This window comes from Ruegeria profundi (assembly GCF_049800715.1).
In the GTDB taxonomy this organism is placed as follows: domain Bacteria; phylum Pseudomonadota; class Alphaproteobacteria; order Rhodobacterales; family Rhodobacteraceae; genus Ruegeria; species Ruegeria profundi_A.
This window is the reverse complement of record NZ_JBNAFO010000001.1, coordinates 184,970-210,955: the sequence shown is the minus strand read 5'-3', so window position 1 is coordinate 210,955 and position 25,986 is coordinate 184,970. Positions and strand designations below refer to the sequence as shown.

The following is a 25,986-nucleotide window of genomic DNA, read 5'->3' as shown; positions in this document are numbered from 1 at the left end:
AAAACGCAATATAAAAACTTGATTGTGTGTGTTGACGTGCATTCTAAGCAGGTCTAAACCCCCTCCATCGAATTCGGACCGCTCTGTCTTGGGGCGGTCTTTCACATCAAACAGGACTATCCTGCCATGAAAACCTTTTCTGCAACACCTGCAGACATCGACAAGAAGTGGATCCTGATCGACGCCGAGGGCGTTGTTCTGGGTCGTCTTGCCTCGATCGTCGCCATGCGCCTGCGTGGCAAGCACAAAGCGTCGTTCACCCCGAACATGGACATGGGCGACAACGTCATCGTGATCAACGCTGACAAAATCCAGATGACCGGCAAGAAGCGCGAAGAGAACTTCTACTGGCACACTGGCCACCCGGGCGGCATCAAGTCGCGCACCAAACAGCAGATCCTGGAAGGTGCCCATCCTGAGCGCGTTGTCGTTCAGGCCGTCAAGCGCATGCTGCCGGGCAACCGTCTGGCGCGTCAGCAAATGACCAACCTGCGCGTTTACGCCGGTGCCGAGCACCCGCATGAAGCCCAGGCCCCCGAAGTTCTGGACGTTAAGTCCATGAACAAGAAAAACACCCGGAGCTAATGACCGATGGCTGATCAGATCAATACTCTCGAAGAGCTGAGCGCCGTCGCAGGCGTTGAAACCGTGGCCGAAGAAGTCATCGTACGTGAACCCGTACGTGACGAACTTGGTCGTTCGTATGCCACCGGCAAGCGTAAAGACGCTGTTGCCCGCGTTTGGATCAAGCCGGGTTCCGGCAAGGTCACTGTGAACGGCAAAGACCAGGACAAGTACTTCGCTCGTCCCGTTCTGCAGCTGATCCTGCGCCAGCCTTTCCAGGTTGCTGGTGTTGAAGGTGAGTTCGACGTTGTTGCAACCGTCAAAGGCGGTGGCCTGACCGGTCAGGCCGGTGCGGTCAAGCACGGCATCTCGAAAGCGCTGCAACTCTATGATCCCTCGCTGCGTGGTGCTCTGAAAGCCGCTGGCTTCCTGACCCGCGACAGCCGCGTTGTGGAACGTAAGAAATACGGTAAGCGCAAAGCGCGGCGTTCGTTCCAGTTCTCGAAGCGTTAATCGCTGCGAACAACGAATTTCAAAAGGGCTCGCAATCGCGGGCCCTTTTTCTTTTCAAAGGGTTAGGGCGTAATCATCACCTTCCCGTCGCTCGTTTTCAAAGCGTCCCCTAAGTTGGTGATCAGATCGCCCAGTGTCAGACGCTCGGATACATCCGTTTTCCAACGACCGTCCGCGAAACGCGCCTGAACCTCGGTCACAACGCGCATCTGGTCGGCCGGAGGGGTGGTCATCATCCAGTTTGTCAGCCAGAACCCCTCAATCCGTTTGCCCATGAAGATCAATTGCCCGGTTTGGGTCAGGGTTGGGGCATCGCTGCCGAGTTTGCCGTAGCAAATCCAACGTGCGCGATTGGGCATGGCGCAGAAAATCTGCTCGGAAAGAGGGTCCATGACAGCGTCGAGAAAGACGCGGGGCTTCAGCTTGGCGCTCAGTTCGGCAAATTGGTGCGCAACGTCAGGGTCCGTTGTGACAAGAACTTCCGCAGCCCCAAGCTCTTTCAGCATCGGAGCAGCCTCAGCGCGCCGCACCATGGCGATGGGCTTCAAGCCCAGATCCCGCCCAAGGCTGCACATCAGCTTACCCAACTGGCTGGTGGCGGCTGAAACAACAAACGCATCGCCGTCTACCTTGACCATATCGACCATGGCCATCGCTGTCAGCGGATTGACGATCTGCGCAGCCCCGTCATCGTCCGAGATGTCGGGGCGCAGAGGGATGCACATTTGCATCTGGGTCACGACATATTCGGCCCACGCTCCTGATCCGGCGGCAACAAAGGCGACGCGCAGGCCTTGTAGACCTTCCGCACCCTTGCCCGTTGCCACAACATCTCCGCACCCTTCAAAGCCCGCAGCGGCACCTTTGACACGGGGTTGGCCGTATTCGCCTTTGATGAAGTGAATGTCTGACGGATTGACCGAAGCGGTGCGCAGCCGGATCAAAACCTGTCCGGGGCCGGGGGTAGGGACGGGCAATTCGGCGTCTGCCAACCACTCAGACGCGTCTTTGATCGTGGGGCCTGTCATCGTGCCGGAATAGCCGTCATGTTTCAGGACAACGGCGCGCATGGTAGAGGGCAAGTCGGTCATTGGTCAGTCCTTGAGTTGCGCCGGGGCCACCGGATCAGGCGTCAGCCTGACGGCAAAGAAAAACGGCGCGGGGTTCTTGTTGGGTCAAGCCAAACAAAAGCCCCGCGCCGCGTCAATTAAGCCGCGATCTAACGTCACGGCATGTGGAGATGGCCGACAGTGGACGGCCTGACCCTTATTGGCTCATCGCATTTTGCAGGTCCTGAAGCTTGGTCAGAACAGCCTCAGGCGAGGCTTTGATCTCGTCCAGGATCTTGATCACCTGATCTTTGACACCCTGTGCCATCTCGCTGTTCTGTACCGAGGCGACCATGGCGTCATAGTCGAAGTTCTGAGCTGTCAGCATGCCCTCTTCAACCCAAGAGTTGAACAACTCCTGACCTTGATCTGCCAGCGAGGCAACCTGATCACCGGCTTGGTCTGCAGCCTCGGAGGCCTGATCCGCGATTGAGTTGGCTGCCTCAGTGGCCTGATCCGCAACAGATGACGCGGCCTCAGAGGCCTGTTCGGTCAGAGATGACGCCGCTTCGCTGGCTTGTTCCGTGGCCGATTCCAACGCTTCGCTTGCGGCGTCCTGCACGGCCGAGGCCGCTTCGCTGACGGCATCGCTCGCATCCTCGGCTGCGGCTTCAAGTCTTTCGGCCGGCGTCGGTTCAGGTTGGTTGAGATAGAAATACCCGCCCGCGCCAAGACCGACGAGGACGATGATTATAAGAAGAGTACGCGACATTATGAGTCTCCTTTGGAAATTTGTGCCGCTGGGATGATCCAAATCTAGGACGACTCAAAGGGGAATTCTTGTGATTTCTCAGCAGAATACGGGTTTGGGCCAAGCTACGCTGATTGTGCGGCTTGTTCCGGCGACAAAGCGCCCACCGCTTTGCGCTTTGCATTGAATTTCGATGATATCGCATTACCGCGTCGAGCCTGGCGTTTGAGGTATAGGCGTTGCGCGAGAACGTGGTGCCGAGCGAAACCTGCGACGATGCTCGCACTTTACTGTTCGGTCGAATTTTTGGTCTTATGTGAAGGACTTCACTGCCTTTGACCCCAAAATGACCGACACTGCAGTCAGACGGGGCAAAAGTGACATTGTGGGGGTCGCGCTCGGGTTTGGTCCCCAAATTAACGAGTAACGTTTTTTGTTTGAATAGGCCTATTGGGCCAAAAGGGGCACTGATCTCTCACTTTGTGGTTGAATGTGAGGGGCGGTGTGAGGGGGGCTGGATGAGGGGGTCTTGGCCAGCCCCTCTCTTTGCGCATAACAACAGACCTGTCGGTCTGTGCAAGCAAAGAAGCCAATTGGAAATTATGGCGGAGAGACAGGGATTCGAACCCTGGGTGGGCTTGCACCCACAACGGTTTTCGAGACCGCCCCGTTCGACCACTCCGGCACCTCTCCGCGGGGGTCTGTGAGGGGGGGATTTAGTGAGGAACGCGAAGGGGTGCAAGCAGAAAATTCCCAGAATTCACATTCCTTGGATTTTCCATTGCCTGCCGCAACAAAACACCTAGGCTGATAGCTATGAAAAATCGAGTTGAGCGTTCTGTTGTCCCATTGCTCGCGCTGCTTGTCGCGCTTGTTTTGGTCCCTGTTTCTTCGGCTGCGGCCAATCGCGACCGGATCGAAGCCTTCCTCAATACCACCGGGTTTGACGTTGCGTTGGAGAGTATCGCGCTTGCGTCCGGCTCTGCCCCTGAAATGCTGGGCATCGATCCCGATGGGTTCGGATCAGACTGGACCCGCCTGACCGAAGAGGTGTTCGATACCCAGCTTATGCATGAAACGGCGGTCTCGATTCTCGAAGAGACGTTGAACGATGAGGCGTTGGCCCATGCAGTTGAGTTTTATGCCTCGGATCTCGGTCAAAGGCTGGTCGAAGTCGAAAACGCGGCGCATCTGAATGACGATGAAGAGGCCAAACAGCAGGAAGGGCAGGAAATCGTGGCCGGCCTCGTGCAGGATGGCTCGCCCCGGGTGGAACAGCTCAAGCGGATGAACAATGCGATTGATGCCAGCGGGACTTCGTTGCGTGCCCTGCAGGAGATCCAATTGAGGTTTCTTCTGGCGGCCAGCGCGTCTGGCGTGATTGACCTGCAACTGGACGCAGATGAGCTGCGGTTGATGCTACGGCAGAATGAGGCCGGGATGCGCCAGGCTTTGCAGCTTTCGGCGCTGGCAGGGGCGGCCTATACCTATCAGGATTTCTCGGACGAAGAGGTCGAGGCTTATGCCGAGGCGCTTGAACAGCCATTGATGCAAGAGGTCTATGAGCTTCTGAACGCGATCCAATATGAGATCATGGCCATGCGGTTCGAGGTTCTGGCAGCACGAATGGCAGACCTGCATCCGGCTCAGGATATCTGATGCGTCTGGCGCTCGCCTTTGCGGTGACGTTCTTCTGCGCGCTGCCAGCTGTTGCGAATGAGCGGGCCAATCGGCTGGCGCATGCCATGAAGCTGGATCAGGTTGTGGGCATTCTGATCGACGAAGGCATGGTCCATCAGCAGGAACTCGAGGAAAGCTTATTGGACGGTGACGGAGGCCCTCTGTTTCACGATCAGGTTCAAGAGATCTATAACCATTCTTGGATGAAGTCTCGTCTGACCGAAGCCTTCGCCGATGGCATGACGAAGGAGCAGATGGATCAGGCAATCGTTTTCTTCGAAAGCGATCTGGGGCAAACGATCGTGACGCTGGAGAACTCGGCCCGCAAAGCCTTTGCCGATGAGGCGATCGAAGAGATGGCGAACGAGGCCTATGAGGGCACCGAACACGACTCGCCGCGGTTCGAACTGGTCGAGGAATACATCCGTGCAAATGACCTGATTGATCAGAACGTCCAAGGCTCGCTGAGTGCGGACTACAACTTTTTCCTGGGTCTCTACGGCGACAGTCTGGCCGAATACGAAGAGGTTCTGGACGGGCTGCTGGCGCAGAAAGACACTGTGACGGCCGAGACGACCACATGGTTGTACTCCTTTCTGCTTCTGGCCTATCAACCGCTGGATGAGGTCGAGATGCGCGAGAATATTGCGTTTTCCCGAACCGAGACCGGGCAGGCCCTGAACGCGGCCCTGTTCAAAGGGTTTGACGAGATGTTTGATGGGATCTCGTACCGTCTGGGCGCGGCGGTGGCGCAGGTGTGGCAATCCTCTGATCTCTGACCAGTCTTGGGTGTTGACTTTGCCTATCATTATGTGGATAAGCGCGCATCCCGGCCGGTTCTCCGCGCCGGGTGTCGTTATTATATGACCCTTTGAAACCTCACGGGGTCTTCCACACAGCCCAAACAGGGCGCGCTGTTCGAGGTGGCTTTCAAGCCAAAAACGCCCGGTAGGGGACCACAGAACGCGGGTTAGAAAAGGAAAGACGCATGTTTGCGGTCCTCAAGACTGGCGGCAAGCAGTACAAGGTTCAGGCGGGCGACGTGCTCCGCGTTGAAAAACTGGCTGCCGACGCAGGTGAAAAAGTTCAATTCAACGATGTTCTGATGCTGGGCGGTGACGCTCCGGTTGTTGGCGCACCTTTCGTTGAAGGCGCAGGCGTACAGGCCGAAGTGATCGAACAGATCAAAGGTGACAAGGTCATCAAATTCGTGAAGCGCCGTCGTAAGCACAGCTCGAAGCGTACCGTTGGCCACCGTCAGAAGCTGACTCTGGTCAAAATCACCGACATCCTGTCGTCGGGCGCTGACAAGTCGGGCATCAAAGCTGCAACCGGTTCTGCTCCGGCTGGCGAAGCGGCACCTGCTGCAAAGCCTGCCAAGAAAGCAGAAGCCAAAGCAGAGGCACCTGCTGCCGCTGACGATCTGACCAAGCTGAACGGTGTTGGCCCTGCCGCTGCCAAAAAGCTGGTTGAAGCCGGTATCGAGAGCTTTGCCGCTCTGGCCGCCTTGTCGGACGAGCAGATTGCTGCTATCGACACCATCAAAGTGAAGCCCGAATGGGTTGAGCAAGCCAAAGAGCTGGCTCAAGGCTAAGGAGAGAGAGAATGGCACATAAAAAAGCTGGCGGTTCCTCCCGTAACGGTCGCGACTCAGCTGGTCGCCGCCTTGGCGTGAAACTGTATGGTGGCCAGGCGGCCATCGCAGGCAACATCATCGTACGTCAGCGCGGCACCAAGTTCTGGCCGGGCGAAGGCGTAGGCATGGGCAAAGACCACACAATCTTTGCAACCACAGATGGCGCCGTGAAGTTCCACAAGGGACTCAAAAACCGCACCTTTATTTCGGTCCTGCCAGTGGCGGAGGCCGCAGAGTAAGCCGAAACCCAGAAGGTTTAATAAAAAATTCATGGGGGACCGGCAGAAAATGCCGGTCCCTTTTTCGTTTTAACGCAGTCGTGATCCAAAACAGCAATGCCCGTCGCAACCACCAGCTTTCTCATCTTTGCCGCCTCACAGGTCGGCACGCCGGGACCGGCCAACATGGTCCTGATGGGAACAGGTGCGCGCTATGGCTTTCGCGCAGCGTTGCCCTTTGTGGCCGGGGTCGTGTTGGGCAAGCAATTGATCATCTGGCCTGTGGGTTTTGGTCTGATGCAGGTTGCCGACCAGGCTCCACTGGCGTTTGAGGTGCTGAAATACGCTTCTGCCGCTTATATTTTCTGGCTGGCCTGGAAGATCGCCAATCTAAGGCTGTCTCGTGCAGCAGCGGAAGGGAATGCGCCGGGCTTTCTGTCTGGGCTCATCGTGCATCCCCTGAACCCCAAGGCCTGGGCGATGATCATTGCAGGGTTCACGGGGTTTGTTGCGGCGGGGACGTCCAGTTTTGAGGCGACGCTCACGATCGCTCTTTGTTTGTTGTTCTGCCAGATCGTTTTGCACCCGATCTGGACATTTGCAGGGGACCGGATCGCCCATGTGGTTGAAGGTCGGCCTGAGGAAAAATATCTGATGTGGACGCTCGCCAGTCTGACTGTTGCGTCCGTACTTTTTGTGTTGTTCGGAGGAGGAACGCACTCATGAAACTTGAAGCAATCATAAATCAGCCGGTCATCGAAACCGAGCGGTTCGATCTGCGCCCTCTGCGTCGGTCGGATATGGGGCTTATCGAACATTACGCAGGTGATGAGCGTGTGGCGCGGATGACCACGTCGATCCCGCACCCGTTGCCTCCGGGCTCGATCGAGGCCTTCGTGACCCGCTCGATGGCGGAAGATCGGGATGAGGACGTCTGGGCGATGGATGCCACCAAGGACGGTGGGCCCGAGCTAATCGGCCTGATCTCACTACAGCGGCTTGATCGCAACCAGTCCGAGGTTGGCTATTGGGTTGCGCCTGTCTATTGGAACACGGGCATTGCCTCGATGGCTGTTGAGGCCCTGGTCGGTGCCAATCCGCTTGAGAACGCCAATATGTTCGCCAGCGTGTTTCAGGACAACCCAGCCTCGGCGCGGGTACTGACCCATTGCGGGTTCCAGTATCTGGGCGATGCAGAAAGCTATTCGGTGGCGCGCGACGCGAATGTGCCCACCTGGACCTATACAAAGAAACTCTGACTTGTGGCCGATGGGGCCTTTGCAGTAGGGGACAGACCATGAAATTTCTCGATCTAGCAAAGGTCTACATCCGGTCCGGGGCCGGAGGTGGCGGCTGCGTCAGCTTCCGACGCGAAAAGTACATTGAATACGGCGGCCCTGATGGCGGGGATGGCGGCAAAGGCGGGTCCGTCTGGGCCGAGGTCGTGGACGGGCTGAACACCCTGATCGACTTCCGCTATCAGCAGCATTTCTTTGCCAAGAACGGACAACCGGGCCGGGGTCAGCAACGCACCGGTAAGGATGGTGACGACATCATCCTGCGCGTTCCCGTCGGGACCGAGATCCTCGATGAGGACGAAGAGACCGTGATTTGCGACCTGACCGAGGTCGGGCAGCGGGTTCTGCTGGCCAAGGGCGGCAATGGCGGTTTTGGTAACCTTCACTTCAAATCCGCAACCAACCAGGCACCGCGCCGGGCCAATCCGGGGCAGGCGGGTATTGACCGCACTATCTGGCTGCGGCTGAAACTGATCGCGGATGTTGGCTTGTTGGGCATGCCCAATGCAGGCAAATCGACCTTTCTGGCTGCTACTTCGAACGCGCGGCCTAAAATCGCCGACTATCCGTTTACCACGCTGCACCCCAATCTGGGCGTGGTCGGCGTAGACAATGTGGAATTTGTGGTGGCCGACATTCCCGGCCTGATCGAAGGGGCTCATGAAGGGCGCGGGATCGGAGACCGGTTCCTCGGCCACGTAGAACGCTGCGCCGTATTGCTGCATCTGGTCGATGGCACCTCGGAAACCGTGGCCGAAGACTACCGCACCATCGTACATGAGCTTGAGGCCTATGGCGGAGAACTGGCCGAGAAACCTCGGATCACGGTTTTGAACAAAGTTGACGCGCTGGATGACGAAGAACGTGATTTGGCTAGGGCTGAGCTGGAAGAGGCCGTCGGCGGCCCGGTCATGACGATGTCGGGCGTCGCGCATCTGGGCGTGACCGAAGTGCTGCGAGCCCTCCGTGCTCAGATCGACGAAAATCGCCTGCGCCAGAAACCCGCCGAGGAGGCAGCGCCGTGGCAACCCTAACCGCAGCCCGTCGGCTGGTGGTCAAGATCGGGTCCGCTTTGTTGGTGGATCGGAACACGGGACAGCTACGCTCGGACTGGTTGAAATCGCTGGCTCAGGACGTGGCCTGGCTGAAGGGGCAGGGCACGGACGTGATTCTGGTGTCTTCTGGCTCGATCGCTTTGGGGCGCGGTGTTTTGGGCCTGCCTGCGGCGGCGTTGGCTCTGGAGCAATCTCAAGCCGCAGCTGCTGTTGGTCAGATCCGTCTGGCGCGTGCTTACGAAGAGGCACTGACCCCGCACCAGATCACCACGGCCCAAGTGCTTGTGACGCTCGAGGATAGCGAGGATCGTCGCCGCTATCTGAACTCTCGCGCGACACTTGAGACGCTCTTGGGTCTGGGCGTTGTGCCTATTGTCAACGAAAATGACACCGTTGCCACGGATGAAATCCGCTATGGCGACAATGACCGGCTGGCTGCTCAGATCGCGGTGACCGTTGGTGCGGATCAATTGATCCTTCTGTCGGATGTGGACGGGTTCTATACCGGCAATCCAAACGAAGATGCCTCGGCCACCCGCTACGACACGATCGAACAGATTACACCCGAGATTGAGGCGATGGCCGGAGACGCCGGTTCAGGCCTCTCCAAAGGCGGTATGAAGACCAAGCTGATGGCGGCCAAGATGGCGACGGCTGCGGGCTGCGATATGGCGATCACCGAAGGATCGACACTCAACCCTTTGCAATCGCTTGAGAATGGCGCGAACAGCACGTGGTTTACGGCGACGCTTGATCCGCATGCAGCGCGCAAGCGCTGGATCTCGGCAATGAAACCGCGCGGAGAGATAACGATTGACGATGGGGCCGCAAAGGCGCTTTCAAATGGCAAAAGCCTGTTGCCTGCGGGTATTGTCGAAGTGACCGGTGATTTCGGACGCGGCGATCCGGTTGCCATTCTTGATCTGCAAGAGCGTCGACTGGCGCAGGGCATCAGCCGCTATACCGCGCAAGAGGCTGACGCAATCAAAGGACGAAAATCCTCAGAGATTGAGGCAACGCTGGGCTACCCTGGTCGCGCAGCGCTGATTCACAGGGACGATTTGGCGCTATAAAGGCGCAGAAAGGCTAAGGTTATGAAGGATCTCGACAATATTCCCGCTCTGATGGCCGATCTGGGTAAACGCGCCAAAGCTGCCGCGCGCGAGCTGGCCTTTGCCACGGCGGAGCGTAAACACGCAGCCCTGATCGCCGCGGCTGAGGCTGTCTGGGCCAATCGCGCTCAGATCATCGAAGCCAACAAGAAGGATCTGGAGTTCGGATGTGAAAAGGGCCTGAGCCCCGCCATGATGGACCGTCTGATGCTGGATGAGGACCGCATTCAGGGCATGGTCGATGGCCTGCGCACGGTGGCTGATCAGACCGATCCGGTGGGCGAGGTGATGACCGAGTGGGACATGCCCTCGGGCCTCAACATTCAGCGTGTGCGCACGCCGTTGGGTGTCATTGGGGTGATTTACGAAAGCCGCCCCAACGTGACCGCCGATGCTGGCGCTTTGTGCCTGAAGTCCGGCAACGCCGTCATCTTGCGCGGTGGCTCCGAGAGTTTTCACTCCTCAACGGCCATCCACGCCTGTCTGGTCGAAGGTCTGAAGGCCGCGAACTTGCCTGAGGACTCAATTCAACTCGTGCCGACCCGTGACCGCGCGGCGGTGCAGGAATTGCTGACCATGACTGACTATGTAGACGTCATCGTTCCGCGGGGCGGCAAAGGGCTGGTTGGGCTGGTTCAGCGCGAAGCACGCGTGCCGGTCTTCGCCCATCTTGAAGGCATAGTGCATATCTACATCGACAAAGCTGCCGACCCGCAGAAAACGCTGGACGTGGTGCTCAACGCCAAGACTCGTCGTACCGGTATTTGCGGCGCGGCAGAGTGTCTGCTGATCCATCAGGATGTGGCCGAAACCCTCGGGCGCGACGTGATTGCCGCGCTTATGGCCGCCGGGGTCGAGGTTCATGCCGAAGGTGTTCTGGCCGTCGACGGAACAAACCAAGCCACCTCTGAGGATTGGGGCAAAGAGTTTCTGGACAGCATCATTGCCGCCAAACCTGTCGCCGACATTGACGCCGCCATTGCGCATATCCAGCACTTTGGCTCGAACCACACCGATTGCATCATGACCGAGGATGACGCGGCTGCGGCTCGGTTCTTCCAGCGGTTGGACAGCGCCATCCTGATGCACAATGCGTCAACGCAGTTTGCGGATGGCGGTGAGTTTGGGATGGGCGCTGAGATCGGCATTGCCACGGGTAAAATGCACGCACGTGGTCCGGTAGGCGCGGCGCAGTTGACCAGCTTCCAATATCTGGTGCGCGGTAACGGAACGACCCGTACCTAAAACCTTAGGGTGACGCGGGTTGTGGCGGTTTCGACCGCAACCCGCCGCCCCATGGCCGCCGCCGTTTCCGGCAGCAAGGCAAACTGAACCTGCGCAGGGGTGAGTTTGTTGGCGAAGTTGCCCGTGGCAGCATTCTTCCACAAGTCATTGTCAATGTTCAGCTTATCGGCTGTGCCTGTTACCTGCCAACCGATGTCAGAGGTCGATATATCGACCTGCCCGCCAAACGGCATCGCGCTCTCGCAGCACATCAGGGCCAGAAAGGCCAGTTTGACCTGATTGCGTGGCACAGCCTCGGTCAGGTTCCAGTTGACCCGCACACGACCTGCTCGTTCCACGTCTTTTAGCAACTCGGCGACCTCGCTGCGCCCCAATGGCTGGTCGCTGGCCGAGCCAAAGGCCACGCGAAAAAACCGAATGCGCGCGCCAGCACTGCCGACACTGCCCGAGATAAGCTCCATCTCGGGGCCTTGTACCGCGCCAACCATATCCAACAGCTCCAGCCCGTTGGTGATGGCCCCGATCGGGCTGATCAGATCGTGACAGATGCGCGAGCCAATGAGCTCGGCCAGGTTGACGTCTGTGGCGCCCATGCGTACCTCCTGCTGTATCTGCCATCAGACCGGAGCCCCCATGACAGACCTCAATGCCATTCTTGCACCGGGCATGTTCGTCCGCCACCCCGATTTCCCCGATTGGGGCGTTGGACAGGTGCAGTCCAATATCGGGGGCAAGATTACCGTGAACTTCCGCGAGCAGGGGAAAGTGGTAATCGACGGATCGCGTATCGCCTTGATGCCGGTCTTTGATCCGTGAAACTGGTTTAGGAAAGGTTAACGCCAGTCATCAGATGGGACCCGTATTGCCTTTGGGGGAAAAGCTGCGGTATCAGCCGGAGGCAACTTCAAGGAACGACATGCCGGATTCAGGCCCTTCTTTCACCATCCGACTCGCTGAAACCGAACAGGACCTGCGCGCCGCGCAACGCTTGCGCTACGACGTGTTTGTACGCGAATTAGGTGGTGGCGGAGAGATGGTCGATCACGATGCCGGTCTAGAGCAAGACAAGTTCGATCCGTATTTCGATCACATGTTGGCGATCGACGATCAAACCGGGGAAACTGTCGGCGTTTACAGGCTGTTACCGGGCGAACGTGCGGCAGAGTTAGGCCAGTTTTACTCCGAGGACGAGTATGATCTGACAGTTCTGAAGCAAAGCAGTCGCAAGCTGCTAGAGCTTGGCCGGTCTTGCCTGCATCCGGACTATCGCGGCGGCACGGCCATGTATCACCTGTGGAACGGTTTGGCGGCCTATGTCAACGAGCGTGAGATCGAGGTTTTGTTCGGTGTTGCCAGCTTTCACGGCACCGATGTCACAGCGCTCGCCCAGCCCTTGTCGATGCTGCATCACAACCACCTGGCGCCTGCCGATCTGAGGGTCCGTGCGCAGCCTGATGTGTTTCAATCCATGAACCTCGTGGCACCCGAAGACCTCGATCGCAGGGCAGCAATGGTGCAGGTGCCCGCGCTGATCAAAGCTTATCTGCGTTTGGGCGGTTTCGTGGGCGAGGGGGCCTTTATCGACCACAGCTTTAACACCACAGATGTCTGCTTGATCCTAGATACCGCTCGGATGAACGAGCGGCAAAAGCGCATCTATGGCGGAGCCTAATCCCGTGAGTGATCCGCTTTGGAACAGTGAAGACGCGCCGGATGCGATTCACCTTGGCGTTCTGGGGTGGGTATTGGTTTTCTTGCGCGGTGTGCCGTTGGCGCTGCTGGTCTTTGGTGGCTTGATCATCTTGCTGGCGATACGCCTGATCGAACTCCCCTTATTCGGTATTCGCCGACCAATAACTCCGTTCATCACCCAATTTGTTTGCCGCAACGCCTTTCGCATTCTTGGCATAGGTTTTCGCACTTCCGGAGATCTGATGGCTGAGCGTGGTGCAGTGGTGGCCAACCACACCTCCTGGCTGGATATCTTTGCGCTGAACGCTCGCAAACGGGTGTATTTCGTATCCAAGGCCGAGGTGGCGAAATGGCCCGGTATCGGCTGGTTGGCGCGCGCGACCGGAACGGTTTTTATCGAACGGGACCGAAAAAAGGCAAAAGAACAAACGCAGGTGTTCGAAACCCGCCTGAAAGCAGGGCATAAGCTGCTGTTTTTCCCCGAAGGAACCTCGACCGATGGCCTCAGGGTTTTGCCATTTAAAACAACGCTCTTTGCCGCGTTCTTCGCAGATGAGCTGCGGGATTTCATGTATGTGCAGCCGGTCTCGGTGGTGTTTCACGCCCCTGCGGGCGAGCCGGACCGGTTTTATGGTTGGTGGGGCGACATGGAGTTCGGTCCGCATCTGCTGAAGACGCTCGGTGCGCGCAGGCAAGGGGCGGTCGAGTTGATTTATCACGCGCCGGCGAAGGTCAGCGGTTTTGAAAACCGCAAAGCGCTGGCTGCGCATTGCGAAGAGGCTGTCCGTCATGCGCATAGCTTGGCGCGGCTTGAAAAATAAGGGCGATTGGCCCTTGCGCTGCATCCAAACCTGCCGTATATGCGCGCCATTCAAACCCGCAGGCGGGGTTTGGGCTTTTTGAGGGAGACATCCTCATCAAGACCGCCGGTTGGAGCATCCGCTTCTTTCACCCCCGCCAAGGCGTAAACCGGAAAAGGAAAATAGCATGGCTCTTCCCGAGTTCTCCATGCGTCAGCTGCTGGAAGCTGGCGTTCACTTTGGTCACCAGACACAGCGTTGGAATCCCCGCATGGGCCCGTTCATCTACGGCTCGCGCAATGGCATCCACATCATGGACCTGACCCAGACCGTTCCGATGCTGGATCAGGCTCTGCAGGCCGTTCGTGACACCGTCGCAAAAGGTGGCCGCGTTCTGTTCGTTGGTACCAAGCGTCAGGCCGCTGGCCCGATTGCTGAAGCGGCTGAAAAGTCGGCTCAGTACTACATGAACCACCGCTGGCTGGGCGGCACTCTGACCAACTGGAAAACCGTTTCCCAGTCGATCAACCGTCTGAACCAGATCGACGAAGCCATGGAAGCGGGCGCAGAAGGCCTGACCAAGAAAGAGCGTCTGGGCATGGAGCGTGACCAGCAGAAGCTTCAGGCTTCGCTGGGCGGTATCCGTGAGATGGGCGGCGTTCCTGACCTGCTGTTCGTCATCGACGTCAAAAAAGAAGCACTGGCCATCGCAGAAGCCAACAAGCTGGGTATCCCGGTTGTGGCTGTTGTCGACACCAACTGCTCGCCCGACGGCGTTGACTATATCATCCCCGGCAACGACGACGCAGCCCGCGCGATCTCGCTGTACTGTGACCTGGCCGCACGTGCCGCTCTGGACGGTATGACCGCTCAGATGGGTGCTGCAGGCGTTGACCTGGGTGCTTTTGAGGAAGCACCTGTTGAAGAGGTTGTTGCAGAAGAAGCCGCTGAAGCTCCGGCTGAAGCGTAAGCTGCCCGTCACGTAATTGACACATGGGGCAGGGTATGACCTGCCCCAATTCCGTTTGAATTGAGGAGAGCCAAAAGATGGCAATCACAGCAGCAATGGTAAAAGAACTGCGCGACTCGACCGGCGCAGGCATGATGGACGCGAAAAAAGCCCTGACCGAAACCGGCGGCAACATGGACGAAGCCGTTGACTGGCTGCGCACCAAAGGCCTAGCCAAAGCGGCTAAGAAATCGGGCCGTACCGCAGCAGAAGGTCTGGTTGCTGTTCACGTCAACGGTGGCAACGGTGTGGCTGTCGAAGTGAACTCGGAAACCGACTTCGTTGCGAAGAACGCTGAGTTCCAGGAAATGGTCGGAAAGATCACCTACGCTGCTGAAGGCGTCGACAATGTCGAAGCTCTGTTGGCTGCTGATCTGGGCGGAAAGTCCGTCGCAGACACGATCACTGACAAGATCGCCACCATCGGTGAAAACATGTCGGTGCGCCGCATGTCGAAACTGTCGGGCGACACCGTTGTGTCTTACGTGCACAACGCAGCCACAAACGGCATGGGCAAAATCGGTGTTCTGGTTGCTCTGACCGGTGGCGACGAAGCGATCGGCAAGCAGGTTGCGATGCACATCGCAGCTGTTAACCCGGCAGCTCTGTCCGAGGCCGACATGGATCCGGCTGTTGTCGAGAAAGAAAAGCAGGTTCAGATGGACATCGCCCGCGAATCCGGCAAGCCGGAGCAGGTGATCGAGAAGATGATCGAAGGCCGTATGAAGAAATTCGTGGCTGAATCGACTCTGCTCAACCAGTCCTTCGTTGTGAACCCTGACCTGACCGTTGAAGCAGCGGCAAAAGAAGCAGGCGCAACCATCACCGGCTTCATCCGTCTGGAAGTTGGCGAAGGCATCGTGGTCGAAAAAGAAGACTTCGCTGCAGAAGTTGCCAAAGCGGCCCAAGGCTAAGCATTTGCTCCAGGCCCCGGTTGCGGGGCCTAACGACATTCAGAACCGGTCACGTCGAACGTGGCCGGTTTTTTCGTGCCAGAGATAGATTTGTCTGTTCAAGCAGAAGGTGAATGGAGGGCCCCGCATGATGGGGATGGTCGGGACCCTCCAAAATTCCGACGTCGGTACGCGGACGAATAGGCGCTCCAAAAGTCAGAGTGATTGGAGAGCTCTGGTATTGCAAAGATCCAATCGAATGTTCCTTGGCTAAAGCCACCACTCACGGAACGGTATCAATCTGCAATTTTCCCGTGAAGATGGGAAGTCATGATTTCCTTACCTTAGGTAAATTGACGCGGTTTGGCGTCAATCTCTTGTGTTTAGGCTTCCATCACATACATCTGGTTGTGTAGGGCGGCTTTGAGAACAGCTTGGGCTGTCGTCTCGACCGAAAGCGATTCGCGTGCCAGCCTCAGGTGTTTTTCTACTGTCGCCGCCGTCAGCCCCATCAGCAGGGCTATATCCTGAGTCGTTTTGCCATCACCGACCCATTGCAGCGCCTCTCGCTGACGTTTGGTGAGCGACCGATTCGGCGGTGTGTAGGGCAGGGTCAGGATCTTGAGATGAGCGATGTTGTTCATCAGAAGGATATCCTCGCCATGCTCTTCCCACATGTCGTCAATCTCGTCCTGGTTGCGGTTTTCTTCGGCCGATAGCGAGATCGCACCCTTGGACCGCACCGAGACCGAGTTGAAGCTGACAGTATATCCAGCAAGCACGTTGTGCGACTTGTTGAAATCCACAACCTTTTGCTGCTCGGGCGTGAGTTCCCCGTTCGAGGCCAAATCCTGAATCAACCCCCAGCTTGCCGCGCCATCGTTGTTCAAAGCCCATTGCAGCATCGGAGCGTTGGAATACCTGCTGTCACCAAGAAAACCATCAACATATTCCCGCCGATGATTGCTGAGGATGACAAAATCCTCAGGGTCGCCCAAGGATGTGGCAGTAAGATATTGAGTGTAGCCATAAATTAGCCGGTCAAACCCGTATATGGCCATCTGTCGGCAATGGGCATCCCAAAGCTCTTCCAGGGTTCTGGCATAGCTGACAAAGCGAAGATATTCCTTCAGCTTCATGTAACATCCCCTGATTTCAGATGAGCCGCCAAGGCATCCAGCGCCAAAACATAACTCTGCGCACCAAAACCGCAGATCTGCCCAAGGGCAACCGACGCGATGTAGGACTTGTGGCGGAAGCTTTCCCGCGCATGGATGTTGGACAGGTGAACCTCGACCAAAGGCAGCTCTACCGAGGCAATCGCATCCATCAGGGCAATCGACGTATGAGTATAGGCGCCTGCGTTCAGAACCAAACCGTTCTGCGTGCCACGGGCCTGATGGATGGCGTCTATCAGCGCACCTTCGTGATTGGATTGAAATGTCGAAACCTCAAGCCCGATAGACGTGCCATGAGCAACGCATTGCTCCTCCACCATTTTCAAGGTGGTGCTGCCGTAGACCTCAGGCTGCCGGGTGCCCAAAAGATTGAGGTTCGGGCCATTCAACACAAGAATTTTATTCATAAATCTCCGTCCCCATATTCGTTTCTTAAACGGCATTTGGTGGGGATGTCTACCGGACAATGCTCCAATGAGGCGAGTGGGCTGACAAAGCTGCTTTTGATGCAACCCGCTCCAGTTAGGGTTCGTCTAGTGTCACTACAACCTTTCCGAGAACGGAGCGCTGAGAAAGCAGCTCGATTGCCGCCGCGCCCTCGGACAACGGGAAGCGCGCCGTGATACGGGGTTTGACTTTATCTTCGGCGTATAAGCCAAACAATTCGCTTAGATTTTCGGCATGAGCGTCAGGTTCACGAAAGACGGAGGCCCCCCAGAAGACGCCGACGATTTGGCATCCTTTCAGCAGCGCGAGATTGAGCGGTACGCTGGGGATTCCAGCCGGAAACCCGACAACCAGATATCGACCCTTCCACGCAATGCTGCGCAAGGCGGGTTCCGCATAGGCTCCGCCAACCGCATCATAGATGACATCGACACCCTCGGCGCCCGCCAGTGCCTTGATATCTTTCGAAAACGCTTTTTGCGCGTCTTTGTCGGGGCCCTTGGGGTACAGGATCGTCTCATCCGCACCGATCGAGCGGCAGAATTCAGCTTTGTCCGGTGTGGAAACCGCAGCGATGACTCGCGCGCCCATGGCTTTGCCCAACTCGATCGCCGCCGATCCGACACCGCCTGCGGCCCCCAGAACCAACAGCGTCTCACCCGGTTGAAGGGCCGCCCGATCCTTGAGAGCGTGGTAAGAGGTGCCGTAGGTGAAGATAAAACACGCCGCCTCATCAAAGGGCATGGTATCGGGAAACTTGATTGCGTCCCTGGCTTTGATCGCAAGATGCGTGGCAAAGCCGCCATGACCTGTCAGAGCCAGTACGCGATCTCCGACTTCGAACCCCTCAACGCCTTCGCCAAGCGTAAGCACCTCACCTGCGATTTCGCCGCCAGGGGCGAAGGGGCGCGGTGGCTTGATCTGATAAAGGTCGCGGATCATCAGCGTATCGGGAAAGTTCACCCCGGAGGCTTTAACTCCAACCAGAATCTCTCCGCGGCCCGGGGTCGGATCGGGCAGGGTGGTCAATTCCAGAGTCTCCGGTCCACCCGCTGCGACGCTGAGTAATGCTTGCATGTTGCCCTCATTGTTCCTGTTATTCTTGCAGATGGAATTTTGGGGCGGGATCGCGCGCTGTCAACGGCGCACCCTCTTTCCCCTACGACAAGCGAGGAGTGCGGCATGACCCCGGAAACCCTGTTTTCTTTGGATGGAAAGGTGGCTCTGGTCACGGGCGGTGCCACCGGAATTGGCCGCATGGCCGCCGAAGCACTTGTTCGGGCCGGAGCGCATGTGCTGATCGCCTCCCGTAAAGGTGAAGCCTGTGAGGCCGTTGCGGCGGAGCTAAACGCGCTGGATGCCCCCGGTAGCGCCGAGGGGTTTGCTGGGGATCTGGGCAGCAAAGACGGAATCGACGAAGTCGTTACCGAGATCAATAAACGGACGGAACGCCTTGATATTTTGATGAATAATTCCGGTGTGTCCTGGGGGGCGCCTTTGGGTCAATTCCCTCATGACGCGTGGGACAAAGTGATGTCCGTCAACGTCGCGGGTGTGTTTGAGCTAACGCAGAAACTACTGCCATTGCTTATGAAATCCGGCACCGCCGAAGACCCGGCGCGGGTGGTCAATGTGGGCTCGGTCATGGGGGAGGTTCCGATGGGCGACGGGGCATACAGCTATTCGGCCTCCAAGGCGGCTGTCCTGCATCTGACCAAAATCCTAGCCAAAGAACTGTCGCCTTACCATGTCACCGTCAACGCTCTGGCACCCGGCCCGTTCGTCTCGCGCATGACCGCTTTTGCAACTGCGGATGAGACAACGCGCGAGAAGGTCGGCAAATCGGTTCCTCTTGGCCGAGTTGGGCGTGATGATGACATCGCTGGCTGCATGCTGTTTCTCTGCGGGCGAGGGGGCAGCTACGTGACCGGAGCCGTCATCCCCGTGTCCGGAGGCATCAACGTAGTCACAGCAGGCAACATCTTTGCCGAAGCGTTTTGACAATGAATACGAAAAGCCCATTGGATCTGGACGCCGTTGATACCTACCTTGCCGCAAACCTCTCAGGGTACAGTGGCCCTCTGAAGGCCCACAAGTTCGATATCGGGCAATCCAACCCGACTTTCGCACTTGAGACGCCGGATTGCACTTACGTTTTGCGTCGTAAGCCTATGGGAAAGCTACTGAAATCCGCGCATGCAGTGGAGCGCGAATTTCGCGTGCAACAGGCGCTTGCAGGCAGTGATGTCCCTGTGCCCGAGATGTTTCTTCTATGCGAAGATACCTCAGTCATAGGGTCCGCTTTTTACGTGATGGAACACCTAGAGGGTCGTGTCTTCCTGGAACCAACCCTGACCGGTGAAAGCAACGAGACGCGCACCGCCGTCATGGACGAAATGAACCGGGTACTGGCCGCCTTGCATTCCGTCGATATCGAAGCAGTGGGCCTCGCCGACTATGGCCCGAGCGGCAATTACTTCGAACGTCAGATCGCGCGCTGGACAAAGCAGTACCGCGCGTCTGAGACAAACAAGATCGCTCAGATGGATGCGCTGATCACAGCGTTGGAGGCGGCTTTGCCCGAAGACGATGGTCAGCGCAGTCTTGTGCATGGCGACTACCGGATCGACAACCTGACGTTTGAACGCGGCGGCTCCCGGTGTATCGGCGTGCTGGATTGGGAGTTGTCGACGATCGGCCACCCTTACGCCGACCTTGCTGCGGTGATCATGCAGTGGCAGCTGCCTCCGGGGCCAGAAGGGCGGGGGCTGGCCGGGATTTACCGCAAAACCCTCGGATTGCCCAGTGATAGAGACTATATCGGTCAATATTGCACGCGACGTGGGCTGCCGGAAATCAAGGATTTTGGGTTCTATCTTGCCTTTAACTTCTTCCGCATGGCCGCCATTCTGCAGGGCGTCTACAAACGCGCGCTGGACGGCAACGCCTCGGACCCGGGGCGGGCGAAACTTTTCGGTGACTACGTGCCGCTCTTTGCGCAGCATGGTTTGTCGGCTTTGGATGCCTAGGGCATAGGGAACTTTGGAATGCCGGTTACGTTGGATCAAGACAGGTTGGATCGCGTTCGCCCGTGGATGCAACGCTATGTAGATAAACGAAAATATCCCGGCAGCTCAGTTCTTCTAAAACACAAAGGGCAGGAGGTCTTCTTCCACGCCTGCGGTCAGCGCAACGTCGAAGCAGGACTCCCTTTCGAACGTGACACGCTGGTCCGTATCTACTCGATGACCAAACCGATCACCTCAGTTGCGTTGATGATGCTGGTCGAGGGTGGATTGATCCAGCTTGGCGCACCTTTGTCCTCGTATCTGCCCGAGTTTTCCGCGCCTCAGGCGTTGGTTCCCAATGCCGAGCGGTTGGATCAGACCCAAGCCGCGCCGCCACCGACGCTCCATCAGCTACTGACCCACACGAGCGGGTTCAGCTACCCATTCAATCCTGGTCTTCTGCCATCGGCGATGGATGAGCGGGATATGATCTTCAAACCCAATCAAGGGCTTCTTAAGGACAGAGTAAGCGATCTCGCCGCGCTGCCACTCGCATTTCAACCGGGTAGCCGATGGGAGTATTCGGTAAGCACCGACGTCCTAGGTCGCGTTGTTGAGGTCGTCTCGGGAAAGACGTTGGACCAGTTCTTCCAGCAGGACATCTTTGAACCGCTTGGTATGCGAGAGACTGGCTTTGTGGTTCCCAAAGGCGCTGGTGATAGATTTGCGTCGCTCTATACGCCTCTGGCCGGTGACGCGATGGATCTTAACTCGGCCGAACAGTCCGAGGATACGCTCAGGCTGGTGGATCAAGCGGGATCTTCTCCGTTCGAATCCACCACCACGTTCTCGGGCGGTGGCGGCTTGGTCGGAACGATTGATGACTATAGCCGGTTTGTTGAAATGCTGCGGAATCGAGGGCAGGTCGATGGCGAACGGCTATTGGGTCCGAAGACAGTAGATTTCATGATGATCAATCACTTACCTGGCGATATTGCCTCCATGGGCCCCAGTAGTTTTGCGGAACAACCGATGGAAGGTATGGGGTTTGGGTTGGGCGGCTCTGTCGTGCTGAACCCGGGTCGTACTGGAGTGCCTGGGTCTGTCCGGGATTTCAGTTGGGGTGGTATGGCCTCGACCTATTTCTGGATTGACCGGTCCTTGGATTTGACAGCTGCGTTCTTCACTCAATTGTCGCCGTCCAGCTCTTATCCATCCCGCGCGGAACTCAAAGCTCTGGTTTTGGGTGCGGTGATTGATTGATGGCGCGGGTGTTGGTACCTCATCCCCCAAATGAACAAGATCGAGCAACACATGACCGAAGCTGAGCGTATTCTCCTGGATCTTCTGAACATCGAACGGCTTGAGGTTGACCTGTTCCGGGGCACTGGATCAGGTGGTGAGACACCGACGCGTATCTTTGGCGGCCAAGTCATCGCTCAGGCACTAGCAGCGGCCTACAGAACGGTTGATGACAGGCTCTGCCATTCCTTGCATGCTTATTTCATCCGTCCGGGTGATCCCAGTATTCCCGTTGTTTATCAAGTGGACCGGGCCAGAGACGGCGGGTCTTTTACCACGCGGCGCGTTGTTGCGATCCAACACGGTAAGCAGATCCTCAATATGTCTGCATCCTTTCATGTTGAGGATGAAGGATGGTCTCATCAGCATCCAATGCCGTCTTCTGAGAGCCCAGAAACCCATCCATCGCGCAGCGAACTTCGCCACAAGTATGTGGACCAAGTCCCTGAAAAGATGAAGAAAGAGCTGTTGCGTGAGAGACCTATCGAAGTGCGTGAAGTGGATCATCTCGACCCATTTCGACCTGAAATTTCCGACGATCAGAACAAGATCTGGTTCCGAATGCCTGGAGCAGCGTCAACCGACCCCCGCACGCAGCACCTGATACTGGCCTATGCCTCAGACATGAGCCTGATGAGTTCCGGCATGCGGCCCCATGGGCTGAGTTGGTTCACGGGTCAGGTAAACGCAGCGAGCTTGGATCACGCGCTGTGGTTTCATGCGCCGGTGCGTTTTGAAAACTGGCATCTCTATGTGATGGAATCACCGTGGACGGGGCAGGGGCGGTCTTTCAATCGCGGCTCCATCTATTCTGAGGATGGCGTTCTGGTGGCGTCAGTTGCGCAAGAGGGATTGATGCGGCGACCAAATAGTCGCTCTTAAGGGTCGCCTATGAACTGTTGATTTAATTTATTCATGCCGAGCAGCCATCGGTCATAGTCAGCTGTTTTGTGGCGAATGTATTGAAGGACTTCGGGATGAGGGAGGATCAGGAATTGCTCGGCTCGAATGCCGTCCACACAGGCCTGTGCGACATCCTCCGGCTCGAGCATTCCGTCAATAGTCGCGACCGCGGTTTCGTGACCGCGTGTCATCTCAGATCTGACAGCTTGCGGGCATAGGGCCGAAACTTTCAAACCCTTGTGGCCGTAGGTCAACGCCAACCATTCTGCAAAACCGATGGTCGCGTGTTTGGTGACGCCATACGGCGCCGCGCCGGGTTGGTTCAAAAGCCCGGCAGCCGACGCCGTGATCATGATGTAGCCGTGGCCGCGTTTGAGGAACCTTGGAATAAGATGACGTGCCATCCAGACATGAGACATCACGTTGATATCCCAAATGCGGTTCCAGTCTTCATCTGGCACGTCCAAACCGCCGAGTGTCAGAATTCCCGCATTTGCACAAAACAGATCGATCGGAGCAATCTCATCTTCGACATGCTCGACCAGGGATTTGATCTGCGCTTCGCTGGAGACGTCGCACGGAAACGCGTGCCCGCCGATTTCCTCCGCCAAGGCTTGCGCAGTTGCTCCTTCGATGTCGGAACAGACAACGTTTGCGCCATCTGCAGAGAACCTCTCGGCGAGACCTTTGCCAATACCGCCAGCGGAGCCGGTTATGACAACTGTCTTTCCGCTGAGTTCCAAATCGTTATCCTCGATGGTTGGGTTTGACTAGTGGTCAGCATATTTACCATAATACCAATTACACGTATTACAGAATAGTGTCGCCCTAGATCAAACCCTACACCTAACCGCCTTTAAGACCTAGAAAAAAGCCTGCAGCCCGGTTTGCGCACGTCCGAGGATAAGAGCGTGAACGTCATGAGTACCCTCATAGGTGTTCACAGTCTCCAGATTTACCATGTGGCGGATAACCTGGAACTCCAGCGAGATACCGTTGCCGCCGTGCATGTCACGGGCCATGCGCGCGATGTCCAGCGCTTTGCCGCAGTTGTTGCGTTTGACGATTGAGACCATCTCGGGCGCCGCTTCGGCCTGATCCATCAGGCGACCGACGCGCAGGCTTGCTTGTAGAGCCAAAGCGATCTCGGTCTGCATGTCGGCCAGTTTGCGCTGGTACAGCTGTGTTTGCGCAAGCGGTTTGTTGAACTGCTTTCGGTCCAAACCGTATTGCAGCGCTGCATGCCAGCAATGTTCGGCTGCACCCATCACGCCCCAGCTAATGCCATAGCGCGCACGGTTCAGACAGCCGAACGGACCCTTTAGCCCTTGCACATGAGGTAGCAAAGCGCCCTCGCCCACCTCGACGCCATCCAGCACGATTTCTCCGGTTATCGAGGCCCGCAGGCTGAGCTTGTTTTCGATCTTCGGCGCAGAAAGACCGGGCTGACCCTTGTCCAAAACGAACCCGCGGATCTTGCCGTCATGCGCGTCCGATTTGGCCCAGACCACGAAGACATCTGCAATTGGCGCGTTCGAGATCCACATCTTGGTGCCGGTCAGGCGGTATCCGCCGTCGATCTTTTCGGCCCGTGTTTTCATGCCTGCGGGGTCAGACCCGGCGTCAGCTTCGGTCAGGCCGAAACAGCCGATCCATTCGCCCGAAGCCAGTTTCGGCAGGTATTTGCGGCGCTGCTCCTCGGACCCGTAAGCATAGATCGGGTACATCACCAGCGAGCTTTGGACCGACATCATCGAGCGATAGCCGGAGTCCACGCGCTCAACCTCGCGCGCGACTAGGCCGTAGGACACGTAGCCGCTGCCGAGACCGCCATATTCCTCGGGGATCGTGGTGCCCAGAAGGCCCATTTCACCCATTTCACGGAAGATCTCGGGGTCGGTTTCTTCGTTCTGGAATGCGGCGGTGACGCGCGGCTGCAGCTTTTCCTGCGCGTATGCGCGCGCGCTGTCGGCGATCATGCGCTCGTCTTCTGACAACTGGTCGGACAGACGGAACGGATCGTCCCAGGCAAACTTACCCAGATCCGGCGCATCTTTTGCGCGCAAAGTCGGTTTGGTGGCAGGGGCGTTCATCGGGTGTCTCCGGTCTGTCTGAAGTTGCTGCACAGTAACGTGGCACCTCTAAGAAAAACAGCAAGAGTTTGACACCCGATTATGAGTAAATGTCATAGGTCAGGGGATAAGCACCCCCTTCCCTTTTTATCCCAAGGCGTACCCTGCCCCGCGCACAGTCCGCACAGGATCATTGCCGCCATGCTGGGTCAGCGCTTTGCGCAAACGGCCGATATGCACATCGACCGTACGGGTGTCGACATAGATGTCGCGGCCCCAGACCCGGTCCAGCAATTGCTCACGGCTCCAGACCCGGCCGGGTTTTTCCATGAAGGTGCTGAGAAGGCGGAACTCGGTCGGCCCCAGTTTCAGCGAATGACTGCCGCGGCTGACCTTGTGGGTCTCGGAATCCAGTACGATATCGTCGAATTCCAGGCGAATACCCACCGTCGCTGGGCGTACGCGGCGCAATTGGGTCCGCACCCGAGCCATGAGTTCCACGACTGAGTATGGCTTGACCACATAGTCATCTGCGCCAGTCTCAAGCCCACGCACCTTGTCGACCTCTTCCGACCGCGCCGAGAGCATGATGATCGGAATAGAACGGGTGTCTGGCCGTGTTTTCAGGCGTCGGCAGACCTCGATCCCGCTGAGATTGGGCATCATCCAGTCCAGAACGATGATGTCCGGGCTGTCTTCGTCTACCAGCAACAGCGCCTCGTCACCGCTGGCGGCTTTCGAGACGCGAAAGCCTTCGGCCTCGAGGTTGTAGGCCAGCACTTCACGCTGGGCGAGCTCATCTTCGACCACCAGAACCGTTGGTTGATCTGCAGACATGGGAGGCGTCTCCTAGACGGTTTGCGACGTTGTGTCGGCCTTGGGGCGTGACTCGGTCGGGCGCTCGCCGGTGACCAGATACACGACCTGTTCGGCAATCGCGGTCACGTGGTCGCCCATGCGCTCGATGTTCTTTGCGATGAAATGCAGGTGCATGCAGGACGAAATGCTGCGCGGATCCTCGGCCATGAAGGTCAGGAATTCGCGGAACAGGCCGTTATACATCTGGTCCACCTCCTCATCGCGGTCGATGACATCGGCGGCCAGTTCGGCATCCCGTTGAATATAGGCATCCAGCGCGTCGCGCAGCATGACCTCAACCTCGCGCGCCATCCGGCGCAGCGCGGAGGCACTGCCATTGATCTCGCCAGAGTTCACCAGCACCGTGGTCCGCTTGGCGATGTTCTTGGAATAGTCGCCGATCCGTTCAAGGTTGGCCGATACCTTCAGTACCGACAGCACCAACCGCAGGTCACTTGCCGTGGGTGCGCGCAGAGCGATCAGGCGGGCGGTTTCCTCGTTGATGATATCCTCGAGCGCGTCGATGGCTTTGTCGCCCTGACGCACCTGCTGTGCCAGTTCCTCGTCCCGCGTCTCTAGCGAGCGGGCGGCACCCATGATCGCGGCTTCGACCAGACCGCCCATCTTCATGATATGTGCCTGGATCGCTTCGAGATCGCGGTCGAAGACAGAGGCAATATGTTGTTCTGAATCGTTCATGTCG

30 protein-coding genes and 1 tRNA gene are annotated in these 25,986 nt (G+C 57.5%); 20 read left to right on the top strand and 11 right to left on the bottom strand.

The window, feature by feature from the left end; translation table 11 throughout:
* Nucleotides 1–126 precede the first annotated feature (126 nt).
* Both rplM and rpsI read left to right on the top strand, forming a co-directional pair.
* The gene (gene rplM / locus ACP15L_RS01050; RefSeq protein WP_170373746.1) at nt 127–585 is read left to right on the top strand and encodes a 50S ribosomal protein L13; all 459 of its coding nucleotides are present in this window, start codon (nt 127–129) and stop codon (nt 583–585) included.
* A 6-nt stretch (nt 586–591) separates the two neighbouring features.
* Nucleotides 592–1,077, top strand: a complete 486-nt coding sequence (rpsI, locus tag ACP15L_RS01045) for a 30S ribosomal protein S9 (RefSeq protein ID WP_039535473.1) — start codon at nt 592–594, stop codon at nt 1,075–1,077.
* Nucleotides 1,078–1,139: 62 nt separating this feature from the next.
* Here the strand turns inward: rpsI and ACP15L_RS01040 are convergent, their stop codons facing one another.
* From ACP15L_RS01040 to ACP15L_RS01030, 3 genes are all read right to left on the bottom strand, one after another.
* Complete coding sequence (locus tag ACP15L_RS01040) at nt 1,140–2,168, bottom strand: alcohol dehydrogenase catalytic domain-containing protein (RefSeq protein WP_425082806.1); 1,029 nt, start codon at nt 2,166–2,168, stop codon at nt 1,140–1,142.
* Between the two features lie 175 nt (nt 2,169–2,343).
* Nucleotides 2,344–2,898: a hypothetical protein gene (locus ACP15L_RS01035; RefSeq protein WP_170548657.1), complete on the bottom strand. Its 555-nt coding sequence runs from the start codon at nt 2,896–2,898 to the stop codon at nt 2,344–2,346.
* Between the two features lie 582 nt (nt 2,899–3,480).
* Nucleotides 3,481–3,570: transfer RNA gene (locus ACP15L_RS01030), tRNA-Ser, on the bottom strand.
* A 123-nt stretch (nt 3,571–3,693) separates the two neighbouring features.
* Between ACP15L_RS01030 and ACP15L_RS01025 the strand changes: the two genes are divergently transcribed.
* The 9 genes from ACP15L_RS01025 to ACP15L_RS00985 all read left to right on the top strand — a co-directional run bounded on the left by ACP15L_RS01025 (nt 3,694) and on the right by ACP15L_RS00985 (nt 11,121).
* Nucleotides 3,694–4,536, top strand: coding sequence for a DUF2059 domain-containing protein (locus tag ACP15L_RS01025; protein ID WP_425082805.1), 843 nt, complete (start codon nt 3,694–3,696; stop codon nt 4,534–4,536).
* Nucleotides 4,536–5,336 carry a DUF2059 domain-containing protein gene (locus ACP15L_RS01020; RefSeq protein ID WP_425082804.1) on the top strand — a complete coding sequence of 267 codons (801 nt, stop codon included), beginning with the start codon at nt 4,536–4,538 and terminating at the stop codon, nt 5,334–5,336. The genes ACP15L_RS01025 and ACP15L_RS01020 overlap by 1 nt, the downstream gene beginning before the upstream one ends.
* A gap of 209 nt (nt 5,337–5,545) precedes the next feature.
* Nucleotides 5,546–6,151, top strand: a complete 606-nt coding sequence (locus tag ACP15L_RS01015) for a 50S ribosomal protein L21 (RefSeq protein WP_425082803.1) — start codon at nt 5,546–5,548, stop codon at nt 6,149–6,151.
* 11 nt (nt 6,152–6,162) lie between these two features.
* Entirely contained in the window at nt 6,163–6,432 is a 270-nt protein-coding gene (gene rpmA, locus ACP15L_RS01010; protein ID WP_039535512.1) for a 50S ribosomal protein L27, read from the top strand.
* A gap of 96 nt (nt 6,433–6,528) precedes the next feature.
* A complete protein-coding gene (locus ACP15L_RS01005; RefSeq protein ID WP_425082802.1) occupies nt 6,529–7,137 on the top strand; it encodes a LysE family translocator in 609 nt (202 codons plus the stop codon).
* A complete protein-coding gene (locus tag ACP15L_RS01000) occupies nt 7,134–7,670 on the top strand; it encodes a GNAT family N-acetyltransferase (RefSeq protein ID WP_170458229.1) in 537 nt (178 codons plus the stop codon). Before ACP15L_RS01005 ends, ACP15L_RS01000 begins: the two co-directional genes overlap by 4 nt.
* Nucleotides 7,671–7,708: 38 nt before the next feature.
* Entirely contained in the window at nt 7,709–8,743 is a 1,035-nt protein-coding gene (obgE, locus tag ACP15L_RS00995) for a GTPase ObgE (protein ID WP_425082801.1), read from the top strand.
* Nucleotides 8,731–9,837 (top strand): glutamate 5-kinase, encoded by a 1,107-nt coding sequence (proB, locus tag ACP15L_RS00990; RefSeq protein ID WP_425082800.1) that lies wholly within the window; start codon nt 8,731–8,733, stop codon nt 9,835–9,837. The genes obgE and proB overlap by 13 nt, the downstream gene beginning before the upstream one ends.
* A 21-nt stretch (nt 9,838–9,858) precedes the next feature.
* On the top strand, nt 9,859–11,121 hold the full coding sequence (locus tag ACP15L_RS00985; protein WP_425082799.1) for a glutamate-5-semialdehyde dehydrogenase: 1,263 nt from the start codon (nt 9,859–9,861) through the stop codon (nt 11,119–11,121).
* Here the strand turns inward: ACP15L_RS00985 and ACP15L_RS00980 are convergent.
* Nucleotides 11,118–11,714, bottom strand: a complete 597-nt coding sequence (locus ACP15L_RS00980; RefSeq protein WP_425082798.1) for a histidine phosphotransferase family protein — start codon at nt 11,712–11,714, stop codon at nt 11,118–11,120. The genes ACP15L_RS00985 and ACP15L_RS00980 overlap by 4 nt on opposite strands.
* Before the next feature lie 40 nt (nt 11,715–11,754).
* Between ACP15L_RS00980 and ACP15L_RS00975 the strand changes: the two genes are divergently transcribed.
* The 5 genes from ACP15L_RS00975 to tsf all read left to right on the top strand — a co-directional run bounded on the left by ACP15L_RS00975 (nt 11,755) and on the right by tsf (nt 15,536).
* Nucleotides 11,755–11,937 (top strand): DUF3553 domain-containing protein, encoded by a 183-nt coding sequence (locus tag ACP15L_RS00975; protein ID WP_170373734.1) that lies wholly within the window; start codon nt 11,755–11,757, stop codon nt 11,935–11,937.
* A gap of 100 nt (nt 11,938–12,037) precedes the next feature.
* Nucleotides 12,038–12,793: a GNAT family N-acyltransferase gene (locus ACP15L_RS00970; RefSeq protein WP_170659564.1), complete on the top strand. Its 756-nt coding sequence runs from the start codon at nt 12,038–12,040 to the stop codon at nt 12,791–12,793.
* The gene (locus ACP15L_RS00965; RefSeq protein WP_425082797.1) at nt 12,780–13,634 is read left to right on the top strand and encodes a lysophospholipid acyltransferase family protein; all 855 of its coding nucleotides are present in this window, start codon (nt 12,780–12,782) and stop codon (nt 13,632–13,634) included. Before ACP15L_RS00970 ends, ACP15L_RS00965 begins: the two co-directional genes overlap by 14 nt.
* 166 nt (nt 13,635–13,800) lie before the next feature.
* Nucleotides 13,801–14,583, top strand: coding sequence for a 30S ribosomal protein S2 (gene rpsB / locus ACP15L_RS00960; protein WP_170466928.1), 783 nt, complete (start codon nt 13,801–13,803; stop codon nt 14,581–14,583).
* Nucleotides 14,584–14,660: 77 nt separating this feature from the next.
* Complete coding sequence (gene tsf / locus ACP15L_RS00955; protein WP_170479447.1) at nt 14,661–15,536, top strand: translation elongation factor Ts; 876 nt, start codon at nt 14,661–14,663, stop codon at nt 15,534–15,536.
* Between the two features lie 362 nt (nt 15,537–15,898).
* Here the strand turns inward: tsf and ACP15L_RS00950 are convergent, their stop codons facing one another.
* The 3 genes from ACP15L_RS00950 to ACP15L_RS00940 form a co-directional block, all read right to left on the bottom strand.
* Nucleotides 15,899–16,654 (bottom strand): LuxR family transcriptional regulator, encoded by a 756-nt coding sequence (locus tag ACP15L_RS00950; RefSeq protein WP_170764304.1) that lies wholly within the window; start codon nt 16,652–16,654, stop codon nt 15,899–15,901.
* Entirely contained in the window at nt 16,651–17,100 is a 450-nt protein-coding gene (gene aroQ / locus ACP15L_RS00945) for a type II 3-dehydroquinate dehydratase (RefSeq protein ID WP_425082796.1), read from the bottom strand. The genes ACP15L_RS00950 and aroQ overlap by 4 nt, the downstream gene beginning before the upstream one ends.
* Before the next feature lie 115 nt (nt 17,101–17,215).
* Nucleotides 17,216–18,217: an NADPH:quinone oxidoreductase family protein gene (locus tag ACP15L_RS00940; protein ID WP_425082795.1), complete on the bottom strand. Its 1,002-nt coding sequence runs from the start codon at nt 18,215–18,217 to the stop codon at nt 17,216–17,218.
* 105 nt (nt 18,218–18,322) lie between these two features.
* On the opposite strand from ACP15L_RS00940, the gene ACP15L_RS00935 reads away from it, so the two are divergent.
* Genes ACP15L_RS00935 through ACP15L_RS00920 form a run of 4 tightly spaced genes read left to right on the top strand, consistent with a single transcriptional unit; the run spans nt 18,323 to nt 22,332 of the window.
* The gene (locus ACP15L_RS00935; RefSeq protein WP_425082794.1) at nt 18,323–19,141 is read left to right on the top strand and encodes an SDR family NAD(P)-dependent oxidoreductase; all 819 of its coding nucleotides are present in this window, start codon (nt 18,323–18,325) and stop codon (nt 19,139–19,141) included.
* Nucleotides 19,142–19,143: 2 nt separating this feature from the next.
* Nucleotides 19,144–20,169 (top strand): phosphotransferase, encoded by a 1,026-nt coding sequence (locus tag ACP15L_RS00930; protein ID WP_425082793.1) that lies wholly within the window; start codon nt 19,144–19,146, stop codon nt 20,167–20,169.
* Between the two features lie 18 nt (nt 20,170–20,187).
* Nucleotides 20,188–21,411: a serine hydrolase domain-containing protein gene (locus ACP15L_RS00925; protein WP_425082792.1), complete on the top strand. Its 1,224-nt coding sequence runs from the start codon at nt 20,188–20,190 to the stop codon at nt 21,409–21,411.
* 51 nt (nt 21,412–21,462) lie between these two features.
* Nucleotides 21,463–22,332: an acyl-CoA thioesterase gene (locus ACP15L_RS00920; RefSeq protein WP_425082791.1), complete on the top strand. Its 870-nt coding sequence runs from the start codon at nt 21,463–21,465 to the stop codon at nt 22,330–22,332.
* Here ACP15L_RS00920 and ACP15L_RS00915 read toward each other — a convergent pair.
* The 4 genes from ACP15L_RS00915 to phoU all read right to left on the bottom strand — a co-directional run bounded on the left by ACP15L_RS00915 (nt 22,329) and on the right by phoU (nt 25,982).
* On the bottom strand, nt 22,329–23,096 hold the full coding sequence (locus ACP15L_RS00915; protein WP_425082790.1) for an SDR family oxidoreductase: 768 nt from the start codon (nt 23,094–23,096) through the stop codon (nt 22,329–22,331). The genes ACP15L_RS00920 and ACP15L_RS00915 overlap by 4 nt on opposite strands.
* Nucleotides 23,097–23,216: 120 nt before the next feature.
* Entirely contained in the window at nt 23,217–24,446 is a 1,230-nt protein-coding gene (locus ACP15L_RS00910) for an acyl-CoA dehydrogenase (RefSeq protein ID WP_170466946.1), read from the bottom strand.
* 126 nt (nt 24,447–24,572) lie between these two features.
* Nucleotides 24,573–25,262 carry a phosphate regulon transcriptional regulator PhoB gene (gene phoB, locus ACP15L_RS00905; protein WP_170458202.1) on the bottom strand — a complete coding sequence of 230 codons (690 nt, stop codon included), beginning with the start codon at nt 25,260–25,262 and terminating at the stop codon, nt 24,573–24,575.
* Between the two features lie 12 nt (nt 25,263–25,274).
* A complete protein-coding gene (phoU, locus tag ACP15L_RS00900; RefSeq protein WP_170373720.1) occupies nt 25,275–25,982 on the bottom strand; it encodes a phosphate signaling complex protein PhoU in 708 nt (235 codons plus the stop codon).
* Between the last annotated feature and the right edge of the window lie 4 nt (nt 25,983–25,986).

Coding starts and splice junctions, on each gene's coding strand:
- ACP15L_RS00970 (WP_170659564.1), top strand. CDS start 12,038: ATGCCGGATTCAGGCCCTTCTTTCACCATCCGACTCGCTGAAACCGAA.
- ACP15L_RS00980 (WP_425082798.1), bottom strand. CDS start 11,714: ATGGGCGCCACAGACGTCAACCTGGCCGAGCTCATTGGCTCGCGCATC.
- ACP15L_RS01020 (WP_425082804.1), top strand. CDS start 4,536: ATGCGTCTGGCGCTCGCCTTTGCGGTGACGTTCTTCTGCGCGCTGCCA.
- ACP15L_RS00940 (WP_425082795.1), bottom strand. CDS start 18,217: ATGCAAGCATTACTCAGCGTCGCAGCGGGTGGACCGGAGACTCTGGAA.
- ACP15L_RS00930 (WP_425082793.1), top strand. CDS start 19,144: ATGAATACGAAAAGCCCATTGGATCTGGACGCCGTTGATACCTACCTT.
- rpmA (WP_039535512.1), top strand. CDS start 6,163: ATGGCACATAAAAAAGCTGGCGGTTCCTCCCGTAACGGTCGCGACTCA.
- ACP15L_RS00935 (WP_425082794.1), top strand. CDS start 18,323: ATGACCCCGGAAACCCTGTTTTCTTTGGATGGAAAGGTGGCTCTGGTC.
- aroQ (WP_425082796.1), bottom strand. CDS start 17,100: ATGAATAAAATTCTTGTGTTGAATGGCCCGAACCTCAATCTTTTGGGC.
- tsf (WP_170479447.1), top strand. CDS start 14,661: ATGGCAATCACAGCAGCAATGGTAAAAGAACTGCGCGACTCGACCGGC.
- ACP15L_RS00920 (WP_425082791.1), top strand. CDS start 21,463: ATGACCGAAGCTGAGCGTATTCTCCTGGATCTTCTGAACATCGAACGG.
- obgE (WP_425082801.1), top strand. CDS start 7,709: ATGAAATTTCTCGATCTAGCAAAGGTCTACATCCGGTCCGGGGCCGGA.
- phoB (WP_170458202.1), bottom strand. CDS start 25,262: ATGTCTGCAGATCAACCAACGGTTCTGGTGGTCGAAGATGAGCTCGCC.
- ACP15L_RS01035 (WP_170548657.1), bottom strand. CDS start 2,898: ATGTCGCGTACTCTTCTTATAATCATCGTCCTCGTCGGTCTTGGCGCG.
- ACP15L_RS00950 (WP_170764304.1), bottom strand. CDS start 16,654: ATGAAGCTGAAGGAATATCTTCGCTTTGTCAGCTATGCCAGAACCCTG.
- ACP15L_RS00965 (WP_425082797.1), top strand. CDS start 12,780: ATGGCGGAGCCTAATCCCGTGAGTGATCCGCTTTGGAACAGTGAAGAC.
- ACP15L_RS00985 (WP_425082799.1), top strand. CDS start 9,859: ATGAAGGATCTCGACAATATTCCCGCTCTGATGGCCGATCTGGGTAAA.
- phoU (WP_170373720.1), bottom strand. CDS start 25,982: ATGAACGATTCAGAACAACATATTGCCTCTGTCTTCGACCGCGATCTC.
- ACP15L_RS00910 (WP_170466946.1), bottom strand. CDS start 24,446: ATGAACGCCCCTGCCACCAAACCGACTTTGCGCGCAAAAGATGCGCCG.
- rpsB (WP_170466928.1), top strand. CDS start 13,801: ATGGCTCTTCCCGAGTTCTCCATGCGTCAGCTGCTGGAAGCTGGCGTT.
- rplM (WP_170373746.1), top strand. CDS start 127: ATGAAAACCTTTTCTGCAACACCTGCAGACATCGACAAGAAGTGGATC.
- ACP15L_RS01015 (WP_425082803.1), top strand. CDS start 5,546: ATGTTTGCGGTCCTCAAGACTGGCGGCAAGCAGTACAAGGTTCAGGCG.
- rpsI (WP_039535473.1), top strand. CDS start 592: ATGGCTGATCAGATCAATACTCTCGAAGAGCTGAGCGCCGTCGCAGGC.
- ACP15L_RS00925 (WP_425082792.1), top strand. CDS start 20,188: ATGCCGGTTACGTTGGATCAAGACAGGTTGGATCGCGTTCGCCCGTGG.
- ACP15L_RS01025 (WP_425082805.1), top strand. CDS start 3,694: ATGAAAAATCGAGTTGAGCGTTCTGTTGTCCCATTGCTCGCGCTGCTT.
- ACP15L_RS01000 (WP_170458229.1), top strand. CDS start 7,134: ATGAAACTTGAAGCAATCATAAATCAGCCGGTCATCGAAACCGAGCGG.
- ACP15L_RS00975 (WP_170373734.1), top strand. CDS start 11,755: ATGACAGACCTCAATGCCATTCTTGCACCGGGCATGTTCGTCCGCCAC.
- ACP15L_RS01005 (WP_425082802.1), top strand. CDS start 6,529: ATGCCCGTCGCAACCACCAGCTTTCTCATCTTTGCCGCCTCACAGGTC.
- ACP15L_RS01040 (WP_425082806.1), bottom strand. CDS start 2,168: ATGACCGACTTGCCCTCTACCATGCGCGCCGTTGTCCTGAAACATGAC.